The following is an 11,870-nucleotide window of genomic DNA, read 5'->3' as shown; positions in this document are numbered from 1 at the left end:
CTACGAGCCCAAAATCGGTCCCTGTATGCTAAATCAAAGCCCGATTGCATGGAAATCGGCACAGCCAAAACGGTAGATCAGACGTTCCTAAGGTTAATGGGTGAGTCCGGACGAAACTGCCCCGAGAGCGGGCCGCCGGGCTGAAGGAGGAGAGATCATGAGTGCCGCACCGGCGAATGAGCCGACGTTCCGTCAGAGCGTCGATTTGATGTTCAACCGGGCGGCTGCCCTGATGGATCTGCCTCCGGGGCTGGAAGAGAAGATCCGGGTCTGCAACGGCGTCTATACGGTACGTTTCGGCGTGCGGCTGCGCGGCCAGATCCAGACCTTCACCGGCTACCGGGCGGTGCATTCCGAACATATGGAGCCCGTGAAGGGCGGCATCCGCTACGCCCCTTCGGTCGATCAGGACGAGGTCGAGGCGCTGGCCGCGCTGATGACCTATAAATGCGCGCTGGTGGAGGCGCCCTTCGGCGGCTCCAAGGGCGGGCTCTGCATCGACCCGCGCGACTATGACGAGCACGAGCTGGAACAGATCACCCGCCGTTTTGCCTATGAGCTGATCAAGCGCGACCTGATCCACCCCAGCCAGAACGTGCCGGCGCCCGACATGGGCACGGGCGAGCGCGAGATGGCCTGGATGGCCGATCAATACGCACGGATGAACACCACCGACATCAACGCCCGCGCCTGCGTCACCGGCAAGCCGCTGAACGCGGGCGGCATCGCGGGCCGGGTGGAGGCGACGGGGCGCGGGGTGCAATATGCGCTGCGCGAGTTCTTTCGCCACCCCGAGGATGTGCTGGCCGCCGGCATGACCGGCTCGCTCGACGGCAAGCGGATCATCGTGCAGGGCTTGGGCAATGTGGGCTATCACGCGGCCAAGTTCCTCTCGGAAGAGGACGGCGCGAAGATCACCGGCATCATCGAGCGCGACGGGGCGCTGTACGATCCCTCAGGGCTGAATGTCGAAAAGGTGCGCGACTGGCTGATCCGCCACGGCGGGCTGACGGGCTACCCCGAGGCGAATTCCGTCGCCGATGGCGAAGCGGTGATGGAGAGCGATTGCGACATTCTCATCCCGGCGGCGCTGGAGGGGGTCATCAACCTCACCAATGCGCATAACATCCAGGCCAAGCTGATCCTGGAGGCGGCGAACGGGCCGATCACCGCCGGGGCGGACGACATCCTGCGGTCGCGCGGCGTGGTGATCATCCCCGATCTTTACGCCAATGCGGGCGGGGTGACGGTGAGCTATTTCGAATGGGTGAAGAACCTGTCGCATATCCGGTTCGGCCGGATGCAGCGGCGGCAGGAGGAGGCCCGCCACCAGCTGGTGCTGGACGAGCTGGAACGGCTCGATCACGCCATGGGCGACGCCTGGAACCTCTCGCCGAGCTTCAAGGACAAGTACCTGCGCGGGGCGGACGAGCTGGAGCTGGTGCGCTCGGGGCTCGATGACACGATGCGCACCGCCTATCAGTCGATGCGCGAGGTCTGGCACGGGCGCAACGACGTGACCGATCTGCGCACTGCCGGGTTTATCGTGGCGATCGAGCGCGTGGCGCGCAGTTACCGCGCCAAGGGGCTGTGATCCGCTGATGGCGCGGCGCCCGGCGTGACATTGCGCGCCGGGCGGGCTAGGCCGGGGCGGCAAGCGGATTCAGACGGAGCGAAGGTCATGCGCGTGGCGGGAATGGTTCTGGCGATGGTTCTGGCGGCGGGGCCGCTGACGGCGCAGGTCTCGGCGGCCGAGAAGAAGACGCGCTGCGCCGAGAGCGCGGCGATCGTCATGACGGCGGTGCAGGCGCGCAAGGACGGCGAGAGCAAGGCCAAGGCGCGCCGGACGCTGCGCAAGGAGCTCGACCGCACCGCGGGCGAGATGCTGGCGGACTGGATCTGGGATCTGCCCGAAGAGCAGCTGACCGAGGAGGTGGGGCAGCTCTGGGAGGCGCAATGCCTCGCGCAATAGCGCCGGTCTGATCCTGCGGCGCGCCTGCGGCGCACAGGGTTTTCAGGCGCCCGTGGCGGGCTGACGCCTGTGCCGGAGGCGCGTGCGGGTTGCGCGGTGGGCGTTGCGTATTTATTAAAGAGAAGAAACAGGGGGCGGAGTGACAGGGGTTCTGGACACGGGGCGCGCGCGGCCCGATATTCGGGACATGAGTCTGCCCCCCGGTTTCCTCGATGAACTGCGCAGCCGCACGAGCCTGTCTCAGGTCGTGGGGCGCAAGGTGCTGTGGGACAACCGCAAGTCCAATCAGGCCAAGGGCGACATGTGGGCGCCGTGCCCGTTCCATCAGGAAAAGAGCGCCTCGTTCCATGTCGACGACCGCAAGGGGTTTTACTACTGCTTCGGCTGCCATGCGAAGGGCGACGCCATCTCCTTTGTGAAGGAGACGGAGAATGTGGGCTTCATGGAGGCGGTGGAGATCCTGGCGCGCGAGGCGGGCATGCCGATGCCCGAGCGCGACCCGCAGGCGGCGAAACAGGCCGACCGGCGGGCGCTGCTCGCCGAGGTCATGGAGCAGGCCACGCGCTGGTTCCGCATGCAGCTGCGCAGCGGGGCGGCTGCGGAGGCGCGGGCCTATCTCGACCGGCGCGGGCTGGCAGACGGGGTGCGCGATCGCTTCGAGCTGGGGTTCGCGCCCGAGGGGTGGCAGAACCTCTGGGATCACCTGCGCGGGCAGGGGGTGGCGGAGGAGCTGATCCTGGGCGCGGGGCTCGCCAAGCCCTCGGACAAGGGGCGCCAGCCTTATGACGTGTTCCGCAACCGCATCATGTTCCCGATCCGCGACGCGCGCGGCCGCGCCATCGCCTTTGGCGGGCGGGCGATGGATCCGCGCGACAATGCGAAATATCTCAATTCGCCCGAGACCGAACTGTTCGACAAGGGGCGCAACCTTTACAACCACGGACCCGCCCGCGAGGCGGCGGGCAAGGGCCAGCCGCTGATCGTGGCCGAAGGCTATATGGATGTGATCGCGCTTTCGGAGGCAGGGTTCGGCGCCGCGGTGGCCCCTCTGGGCACGGCGGTGACCGAGACGCAGCTGCAACTGCTCTGGCGGATTTCCGACGAGCCCGTCGTGGCGCTCGATGGCGACAAGGCCGGGCTGCGCGCCGCGTACCGGGTCATCGACCTGGCGCTGCCGCATCTGGTGGCGGGCAAGTCGCTGCGCTTTGCGCTGATGCCCGAGGGCAAGGATCCCGACGACCTGCTGCGGGCGGAAGGCGCCGGCGCCGTGGCGAAGGTGCTGGAGGCCGCGCTGCCCATGGTGCAGCTGCTCTGGCGGCGCGAGACGGAAGGCAAGGTCTTCGACAGCCCCGAACGCAAGGCGGCGCTGGACGCGACGCTGCGCGAGGTGCTGCGGCGCATCCAGGACCCCGGCCTGCGGCGCCATTACGGCGACGAGATCAAGGAGCTGCGCTGGCAGCTTTTCCGCCCGCAGCGCCCGGCGCGGGCGAAGGGGCAGGGAAAGCGTGCCTGGAATGCGCCGCCGCCGCCCACCTCCAGTGCGAAAAGTTCGCTGCTGGTCGCCGCCGGAGATGCGGCGGAGCTGGAGCTGCGCGAGGCTGTGATCCTCGCGGTGCTGCTCAACACGCCCGAGCTGATCGCGGAATTCGAGCATCAGCTCGATTCGCTGACCTGTGCCGACCCGCAGCGCGCGGCGCTGCGCGAGGTGCTGCTGGGGCATCCGGCGGAGACGCCGGAGGCGCTGCGCACCGCCGTAGAGGCGAGAATCGGGCCCGAGGCCCTTGAAACCTTGCTCTCGGCACGCCATGTGGCCATCGTTCCCTGTCTGCGCCAGCCCGGCGACACCGCGCTTGCCCGGCTGACCGTGGCCGAGGAACTGTCGAAGATCGCCGCGCAAAGCGGGCTCGATGCCGAAATCGCCGAGGCCGAGGAAGATCTGGAACATTTGGCCGACGAGGCGCTGACCTGGCGGCTCGCGCAGGCGGCGCAGGCCCGCAATCAGGCGGTTCTGCGCAAGGACGAAGACGAGATGGAATATGATTTCGGGCCGAACGGGGCCCGGATCGACAAGGGCGAACGCAGCGCTTTCGAGGCGCTCATGCAACAGATTCGCTTTTCCAAGCACGGGAACTAGCTGTGCAGGTAGGGAAAACTGGAGGAAAACGGGGTAGACGGGTGGCCGAATCAGTTGATTCCCCGCATGATTCGCGGGACCGAATCACTTCACCCGCGCGACCGCCGGCCTGACGGGCCGCCTCCCTCTGACGGAGCTTTTCATGGCAGCCAAAGACAACGACGACGCCAAGCCCGAGTCTCAGGACGATGCTCACAGCCTCGACATGAGCCAGGCGGCGGTCAAAAAGATGATCGCCGAGGCGCGCGAGCGTGGCTACATCACCTATGACCAGCTGAACCAGGTTCTGCCGCCCGATCAGGTCTCTTCCGACCAGATCGAGGACGTGATGTCGATGCTCTCGGAAATGGGCATCCAGGTCACCGAGGATGACGAGGAAGGCGAATCCGACGACGACGCCAACAAGGGTTCGACCGAACTGGTCGATGCCTCCAAGGGCCGCGATGTCGCGCTCTCCTCGGGCGGAGCCGAAAAGCTCGACCGCACCGACGACCCGGTGCGCATGTATCTGCGCGAGATGGGCTCGGTCGAGCTGCTGAGCCGCGAGGGCGAGATCGCCATCGCCAAGCGTATCGAGGCGGGCCGCAACACGATGATCCTCGGGCTTTGCGAAAGCCCGCTGACCTTCCAGGCGATCACCATCTGGCGCGAGGAACTTCTCTCCGAAGAGATCCTGCTGCGCGACGTGATCGACCTCGAGACCACCTTCGGCAACCAGATGGACGAGGATGGCGATCTGGACGAGCCGGTGGTCGATGCCTCGGCCACAACCTCGGAAAAGCCCAAGCGCGACGAGCCCGAGCTCGATGCCGACGGCAACCCGATCTCGCGCGAGGACGACGACGAGGACGACGAGCAGGCCAACATGTCGCTGGCCGCGATGGAAACCGCGTTGAAGCCGCGCGTTCTCGAAACCCTCGACCGCATCGCCCGCGACTACGAAGAGCTGGCCGAGATGCAGGACGCGCGCATCAGCGCGACGTTGAACGAGGACGGCACCTTCTCCTCCGATGACGAGGCGCTTTATCAGAAGCTGCGTTCGGAAATCGTCGAGCTGGTGAACGGGCTGCACCTGCACAACAACCGGATCGAGGCGCTGATCGACCAGCTTTACGGCATCAACCGCCGGATCATGTCGATCGACAGCTCCATGGTGAAGCTGGCCGACCAGGCCCGCATCAACCGCCGCGAATTTGTCGATGAATACCGGGGCAACGAGCTTGATCCGAGCTGGATGGAGCGCATGGCCGAAAAGCCGGGCCGTGGCTGGCAGATGTTCATCGAGCGCTTCTCGGACAAGGTCGAGGATCTGCGCGCCGATATGGCGCAGGTCGGCCAGTATGTCGGTCTCGACATCAGCGAATTCCGCCGCATCGTGAACCAGGTGCAGAAGGGCGAGAAAGAAGCGCGTCAGGCGAAAAAGGAAATGGTCGAGGCCAACCTGCGCCTCGTGATCTCCATCGCCAAGAAATACACCAACCGTGGCTTGCAGTTCCTGGATCTCATTCAGGAGGGCAACATCGGTCTGATGAAGGCGGTGGACAAGTTCGAGTATCGCCGCGGCTACAAGTTCTCGACCTATGCCACCTGGTGGATCCGTCAGGCGATCACCCGGTCCATCGCGGATCAGGCGCGCACGATCCGTATCCCGGTCCACATGATCGAGACGATCAACAAGCTGGTGCGCACCGGCCGCCAGATGCTGCACGAGATCGGCCGCGAACCGACGCCCGAAGAGCTGGCGGAAAAGCTGCAGATGCCGCTCGAGAAGGTCCGCAAGGTGATGAAGATCGCCAAGGAACCGATCTCTCTCGAAACGCCCATCGGCGACGAGGAAGACAGCCAGCTCGGCGATTTCATCGAGGACAAGAACGCGATTCTACCGCTGGATTCCGCCATTCAGGAAAACCTGAAGGAAACCACGACGCGGGTTCTGTCCTCGCTCACCCCGCGTGAGGAGCGGGTTCTGCGGATGCGCTTCGGCATCGGTATGAACACCGACCACACGCTGGAAGAGGTGGGTCAGCAGTTCTCGGTGACCCGCGAACGGATCCGTCAGATCGAGGCCAAGGCGCTGCGCAAGCTCAAGCACCCCTCGCGGTCGCGCAAGCTGCGGTCGTTCCTGGATCAGTGAGCGATACCGAAGACGAACAGCAACAGATTGATCGTCTTCGGACGCGTTGAAAGACACAGGCCGTGCGAGATGCTTTCGCACGGCTCTTTCATGCGCAGAGGGCTCACATCTGCATGTTTGCCGCGATCCCACGCGGGGCGTTTTCGGCGCTCCACTTGTTTCCCCGCGCAAATGCTCGGCGCTATGCCGATTGGGAATGTGGTTTCAGGGCAGCCCAAACGCATAAGCGGTGGTAATTCCGTCGGACGGGCTTCGGGAACGGTCTCTTCACTGCTGCCGCTATTCGGATGGCTTTTGACGCCGATCTGAGTGAAACAGCAGGTGAAATGATGTCGACTCTGCATGCGGTGAAAGAGGTCGATGCGCTGATCGGCATTGTTGAACACTGCTTGCTCCGACACGAACGGTCCGTTTGACTTCGTTCCCGAAGGATGGCTTGTCCCAGGCCGGGAACTGTCTATCCTGCCCCGGAACTGACGCTTGATTATACTCTGAAGGAGGCAACGGATGTCGCTTTTGTCCCGCCTGTTCGGCGGTGGTGCCAAAGATGCCGCTGCCCCGAAACCCTCCGCCGATTCCGTCGATTACAAGGGGTTTCGCATCACCCCCGAGCCCATCGCCACGGACGGGCAGTTTCGCATCGCCGCGCTGATCGAAGCCGAGATGGCGGGCGAGGCAAAATCCCACCAACTGATCCGCGCCGATCTGCTGCGCGACCGGGAGGAGGCCGTCGCCGCCTCGCTGCGCAAGGCGCGGCAATTGATCGACGAACAGGGGCCGCGGCTTTTCGGCTGACCCGCGACAGCCCCGGCGCGGGGCTGATCTGATCGCAGTGCGGGCCGGGCAGGGTCGGGAATGCCCGACTTTGCAGGCCGGAGCGCGACAGGCATGGTTGGCGCATGACCGAGAGGATGCGCCATGCAGATGATCCCGAAAATGATTGCCGCCTCGATTGTGCTGGGGCTTTGGGGCGCGACCGCCGCCGCCGAAGACATCCCCTATGTCTCCTCGGAAGGCCATGAATATCGTCTGACCTGTACCCGGGACGGCTATGTCCTGACCTCGATGGCGCCGGTGTCGCGCTTTACCGGTCAGGGCGCCGCCACGCAGGTCGCGCGGCGGACCGAGACGCTCTATCTGGGCCGAAGCTGCGACTCCTTTCTGGATGTCGCCGGCGCAGGCACCTGGGGTTGGGCGAATGGCGGTTTCGGGGCCGAGTTCCCCGGCGGGCTGCGCGTGATGTTTCCCAGACAGGAGCTGTACTGCGCGCCGCGCGTCTCCTACGCTGGTGCCTGCCGCTGGTGATCCGGCGCCGCATTTCGACAGTTCATCAGAAAGCGTTTTCCAATGAAACATTTTGCCATCGCGCTCTCCGCGCTGATCCTTCTGCCCGCCACCTCCGAAGCGGCCTGTTTCGGGGCCGGCGAACCGCTGTTCCACTGCACCGTGGATCACGGGCGCAAGGCGGTGGATGTCTGCCTGCAAGGCGGCGTCGCCATCTATCGCTTCGGTCCGCCGACCGGCGCCGCCGAGATGCTGCTGGCGCCCGTCGTGACCGAGACCGAGATGACACCCTGGAACGGCATCGGGCGGTATCTCTGGGAAGAGGTCACTTTCTACAACGGGCGTTACGCCTATCTCGTCTCCTATTCGCTCGACCGCACCGCGCCGAACGGGCAGGCCGCGCCCGAAGGCGGGATCATCGTCGCCGAGGGCGACAGCGAATTGGCGGATCTGCAATGCGATGCCGGATCGGTGACCGAGGCGAATTTCTATCCGCTGTTCGAGGCGAAGGAGGCCGCCGGGCAGCCCTGGTGCCCGGCAACGCAAAGCTGGGGCATGCCCTGCAACTGAACCGGCGGCCGGCGCACTCACGGAACGCTAACGGCATCCGGGCGTTATAGAGCGAGTCGAAAGGAGAGCCCCATGACCCGCCTGATCGCCCTTGCCGCCGCCGCCACCTGCATCTCGGTTGCCGCTTTCGCGGCCACCGAGGCGCTCATGGCCGAAGAGCCCTGCGTGATCGAGATCGAGGTGGCGCCGCAGGATCTGGCGCGCTGCCGCGAGACGCTCCGGCAGGTGGGGCAGAGGCCAGCAGTCACCGATTCCGGCAGTCCGATCCTGCTCGACCGCACAAGCGGTCTGCCGGGTGTGATCTGCGTGGCGGTGGGGGCCTGATAGCGCCAACCTCCGCTCTGGCCTCTGGTATCCCCGTCCGTGTGACGCTAACCAGAGGCAAAGCGGGACAGGCGGGCCATGCAGACGACATTCACGATTTCCACCGATGGGCCGGGACTTTACGAATTCACCCGCGATGTGGCGGAATGGGTGAGGGGCACCGGGCTTCTGACTCTCTTCATCCGCCATACCTCGGCCTCGCTGCTGATCCAGGAGAACGCCGATCCCGAGGTGCGCAGCGACCTGACCGAGTTCTTCCATCGGCTGGTGCCGCCCTCGGATACTCCCGCCATGGCCTATCTGACCCACACCTACGAGGGCCCCGACGACATGCCCGCCCATATCAAGGCGGCGCTTTTGCCGGTCTCGCTGTCGATCCCGGTCAGCGGCGGGCGGCTGGCGCTGGGCACCTGGCAGGGGCTGTATCTCTTCGAACATCGCCGGGCGCCGCACCGGCGTCAGGTGGTGGCGCATCTGAGCCGCTGAGCCGCCACGCCGGAGGGCGCCGAACCGCCTGTCCGACAGGCGGAAAAGCCCCTTGAGGGGGAAATCTGTGCCGATTTTCCCCGTCTTGCCCGCCCCTTATCTTGTTGCCGCATTTCCCCTCTACCCAATGGATGGAGGCTCCCCTATAGTGACTGTGGATAAGTGGGGAGCAACCCCACGACCGAGGCAGAAAAGAACAGATTAGGGGAACGGCCATGCGCTGCCCGTTTTGCGGACATATTGACACGCAAGTGAAGGATTCCCGTCCCGCCGAAGAGCATGTCTCGATCCGGCGGCGGCGGTTTTGTCCGGCCTGCGGAGGCCGGTTCACCACCTATGAGCGCGTGCAGCTGCGCGATCTCGTGGTGATCAAATCCAATGGGCGGCGCGAGGATTTCGACCGCGACAAGCTCGAACGCTCGATCCGCATCGCGCTCCAGAAGCGCCCCATCGAGCCCGAGCGCATCGACCAGATGATCAGCGGCATCGTCCGCCGGCTGGAAAGCCTGGGCGAGACGGACATTTCCTCCAAGCAGATCGGCGAGATCGTGATGGAGACGCTGGCCCGGATCGACACCGTCGCCTATGTGCGCTTCGCCAGCGTTTACAAGAACTTCCAGGCTGCCGACGATTTCGACAAATTCGTCAGCGAATTGCGCCCCGAGACCGCTCCGGCGGAGAAGTGAACGACGACACCCGGCACATGGCTCATGCCCTGCGGCTGGGCCGGCGGCGGATGGGCCAGTGCTGGCCCAATCCGGCCGTGGGCTGCGTTGTCGTCAAGGACGGCCGCATCGTGGGCCGCGCGGCCACCGCGCCGGGCGGGCGGCCGCATGCCGAGCCGCAGGCGCTGGCCCAGGCCGGTGCCGCGGCGCGCGGCGCAACCGTCTATGTGACGCTGGAACCCTGTTCGCATCATGGCAAGACCCCGCCCTGCGCCGACGCGCTGGTGCAGGCCGGGGTGGCGCGGGTGGTGGCGCCGCTGGCCGACAGTGACCCGCGCGTTTCGGGCAAGGGGTTCGAGCATCTGCGCCGGCACGGGATCGAGGTGACCACGGGCATCCTGCCGGAAGAGGCGGCGCGCGATCACGCCGGGTTCTTTCTGCGGGTGGGGCAGGGGCGGCCTCTGGTCACGCTGAAACTCGCCAACAGTTTCGACGGGCGCATCGCCACGGCCACCGGCGAAAGCCAGTGGATCACCGGGCCCGAGGCGCGCCGTGCGGTGCACGGGCTGCGCGCGAGCCACGATGCGGTGATGGTCGGGGCGGGCACCGCCCGGGCGGACGATCCGGCGCTGACCGTGCGCGGCTGGGGCGAGGTACGGCAGCCGGTGCGCATTGTGGCCTCGCGGCTGATCGACGTGCCGCTGATGAGCAAGCTCGCCAGTACGGCGCGCGAGGTGCCGGTCTGGATCGTGCACGGCTCGGATGCGGCCTCGGAAACGCGCCGCGCCTGGGAAAGCTGCGGGGCGGTGTTGATCTCCTGCGAGGTGACGGCGGGACGGCTCGATCCCCATGCGCTGCTGGCGGCGCTGGGGGAACGGGGGCTGACGCGGGTGTTTTGCGAAGGCGGCGGACAGCTTGCCGCCTCGCTGCTCTCTGCGGATCTGGTGGACGAGCTTGTGGGGTTCACCGCGGGAATCGCCCTCGGTGCCGAAGGCCGCCCCGGGATCGGTGCCATGGGCGTCGACCGTCTGGCCGAAGCGCCCCGCTTTGCGCTGGAGGAGGTTCGCGCCGTCGGCGCCGATGTCCTGCACCGCTGGCGCCGGGGTTGAGAGGCGCGACCACAGATCACACGCGCCCGGGCAGTCCACGAGGTCATCTTGCGGCGCGGACGCATCCCAGGCACGCATCGTGAGGGAACGGGCGGGGCAGGGCCCCGCCGCCGGTCAGTGCACCGTGACGGGGGCCAGATCGTTCTGCCGCGCCAGCACAAAGGCGAGCTGGCGGTCTTTCACCAGCGCCAGCCGTTCGCCATCGGCGCTGTGGACGGCGTAGAGCGTCTTAAGCCCGCCCAGTTGCCCTTGCACGTCTTCCGGCAAATCGTCGGCGGCCACAGGGCGCACGTAGACGATGCGGTCTTCGCCGGGCAGTTTGAATTCGAACTTGGTATTCATGGCTTACCCCTTTCTGATCTGGATCGTCTGCACCACCGTCTCGGGACGGGAGAGGGTCAGATCCACATGTAGCAGGCCGTTCTCCATCACAGCCTCACCTACTTCGACGCCATCGGCCAACACGAAACTGCGCTGGAACTGCCGGGCTGCGATGCCGCGATGCAAAAAGATGCGTTCCGCGCCATCGTCGCGCTGCCGGCCACGGATCACCAACTGGCGATCCTCGACGGTGATCGACAGGTCATTTTCCGAGAATCCGGCCACGGCCAGCGTGATCCGGTAGGAATAGTCCGAGGTCTGTTCGATATTGAAAGGCGGGTATCCCTCGCTCGACTTGGCGGTGCGTTCGAGCAGGCGCTCAAGCTGCTCGAAGCCGAGCATATGCGGGTAGGAACCCAGGGTCAGTTTGCTCATCGACACGTCCTTAACAGAAAGCGACCGTCCGTGCCGGGCCCCGATTTCGGCAACCCGGCTTCCTGAATATGGGAAGCGGTTGGTTTTTGCGCAAGGGCTTTGCCAAAACGTCGAGAATCGCTATGCTAAATGCCTGCACTACAAGGAGTTTGCCCGTATGGACGCGCCGCAAGATATCTCGATGAAGACCGAGGAGGTGCTGCGGGTCGAACTGGAGGTGTTCAAGCGCGAACACCGCGATCTCGACGAGGCGATCCGGGCCCTGCACGAACGGGGCACCGCCGATCAGCTCACATTGCAGCGGCTGAAGAAGAAGAAGCTGTTTCTCAAGGATAAAATTGCCTTGATCGAAGATCGGCTGACCCCCGATATCATCGCCTGACCACGCGCCTTGCACCGGTTTTCGGACACCAGGACAGGCGCATCGTCCCATCTT

Annotated in this window: 15 protein-coding genes; 12 read left to right on the top strand and 3 right to left on the bottom strand. The window is 65.4% G+C overall.

Annotated features, from left to right (window positions below; translation table 11 throughout):
• The first annotated feature begins 157 nt into the window (after positions 1–157).
• The 4 genes from M4578_RS03065 (at position 158) to rpoD (ending at position 6,240) form a co-directional block, all read left to right on the top strand.
• On the top strand, positions 158–1,594 hold the full coding sequence (locus M4578_RS03065) for a Glu/Leu/Phe/Val family dehydrogenase (RefSeq protein WP_258091956.1): 1,437 nt from the start codon (positions 158–160) through the stop codon (positions 1,592–1,594).
• Between the two features lie 87 nt (positions 1,595–1,681).
• Complete coding sequence (locus tag M4578_RS03060; protein ID WP_258091955.1) at positions 1,682–1,972, top strand: hypothetical protein; 291 nt, start codon at positions 1,682–1,684, stop codon at positions 1,970–1,972.
• Between the two features lie 187 nt (positions 1,973–2,159).
• Positions 2,160–4,106 (top strand): DNA primase, encoded by a 1,947-nt coding sequence (gene dnaG, locus M4578_RS03055; RefSeq protein ID WP_258091954.1) that lies wholly within the window; start codon positions 2,160–2,162, stop codon positions 4,104–4,106.
• 142 nt (positions 4,107–4,248) lie between these two features.
• A complete protein-coding gene (gene rpoD, locus M4578_RS03050; RefSeq protein WP_258091953.1) occupies positions 4,249–6,240 on the top strand; it encodes an RNA polymerase sigma factor RpoD in 1,992 nt (663 codons plus the stop codon).
• Here rpoD and M4578_RS03045 read toward each other — a convergent pair.
• Entirely contained in the window at positions 6,234–6,626 is a 393-nt protein-coding gene (locus tag M4578_RS03045; RefSeq protein WP_258091952.1) for a hypothetical protein, read from the bottom strand. The genes rpoD and M4578_RS03045 overlap by 7 nt on opposite strands.
• A 121-nt stretch (positions 6,627–6,747) precedes the next feature.
• On the opposite strand from M4578_RS03045, the gene M4578_RS03040 reads away from it, so the two are divergent.
• From M4578_RS03040 to ribD, 7 genes are all read left to right on the top strand, one after another.
• Positions 6,748–7,035: an HlyU family transcriptional regulator gene (locus M4578_RS03040; RefSeq protein ID WP_258091951.1), complete on the top strand. Its 288-nt coding sequence runs from the start codon at positions 6,748–6,750 to the stop codon at positions 7,033–7,035.
• A gap of 129 nt (positions 7,036–7,164) precedes the next feature.
• Entirely contained in the window at positions 7,165–7,545 is a 381-nt protein-coding gene (locus M4578_RS03035) for a hypothetical protein (RefSeq protein WP_258091950.1), read from the top strand.
• Between the two features lie 42 nt (positions 7,546–7,587).
• Positions 7,588–8,094: a hypothetical protein gene (locus M4578_RS03030; RefSeq protein WP_258091949.1), complete on the top strand. Its 507-nt coding sequence runs from the start codon at positions 7,588–7,590 to the stop codon at positions 8,092–8,094.
• Positions 8,095–8,166: 72 nt separating this feature from the next.
• On the top strand, positions 8,167–8,418 hold the full coding sequence (locus M4578_RS03025) for a hypothetical protein (protein ID WP_258091948.1): 252 nt from the start codon (positions 8,167–8,169) through the stop codon (positions 8,416–8,418).
• Between the two features lie 78 nt (positions 8,419–8,496).
• Positions 8,497–8,904: a secondary thiamine-phosphate synthase enzyme YjbQ gene (locus tag M4578_RS03020; protein WP_258091947.1), complete on the top strand. Its 408-nt coding sequence runs from the start codon at positions 8,497–8,499 to the stop codon at positions 8,902–8,904.
• Positions 8,905–9,119: 215 nt separating this feature from the next.
• Positions 9,120–9,590: a transcriptional regulator NrdR gene (gene nrdR, locus M4578_RS03015; protein ID WP_258091946.1), complete on the top strand. Its 471-nt coding sequence runs from the start codon at positions 9,120–9,122 to the stop codon at positions 9,588–9,590.
• Entirely contained in the window at positions 9,587–10,678 is a 1,092-nt protein-coding gene (gene ribD / locus M4578_RS03010) for a bifunctional diaminohydroxyphosphoribosylaminopyrimidine deaminase/5-amino-6-(5-phosphoribosylamino)uracil reductase RibD (protein WP_258091945.1), read from the top strand. Before nrdR ends, ribD begins: the two co-directional genes overlap by 4 nt.
• Before the next feature lie 114 nt (positions 10,679–10,792).
• Here the strand turns inward: ribD and M4578_RS03005 are convergent, their stop codons facing one another.
• Positions 10,793–11,020 carry a DUF1150 domain-containing protein gene (locus M4578_RS03005; protein ID WP_258091944.1) on the bottom strand — a complete coding sequence of 76 codons (228 nt, stop codon included), beginning with the start codon at positions 11,018–11,020 and terminating at the stop codon, positions 10,793–10,795.
• A 3-nt stretch (positions 11,021–11,023) separates the two neighbouring features.
• Complete coding sequence (locus M4578_RS03000; protein WP_258091943.1) at positions 11,024–11,434, bottom strand: Hsp20 family protein; 411 nt, start codon at positions 11,432–11,434, stop codon at positions 11,024–11,026.
• Positions 11,435–11,591: 157 nt separating this feature from the next.
• Between M4578_RS03000 and M4578_RS02995 the strand changes: the two genes are divergently transcribed.
• Positions 11,592–11,816: a YdcH family protein gene (locus M4578_RS02995; protein WP_258091975.1), complete on the top strand. Its 225-nt coding sequence runs from the start codon at positions 11,592–11,594 to the stop codon at positions 11,814–11,816.
• Positions 11,817–11,870 lie beyond the last annotated feature (54 nt).

Source organism: Salipiger pentaromativorans (genome assembly GCF_024721115.1).
Lineage (GTDB): Bacteria > Pseudomonadota > Alphaproteobacteria > Rhodobacterales > Rhodobacteraceae > Salipiger > Salipiger pentaromativorans.
The sequence above is the reverse complement of the archived record's forward strand: the minus strand, read 5'-3'. Positions and strand labels throughout refer to the sequence as shown.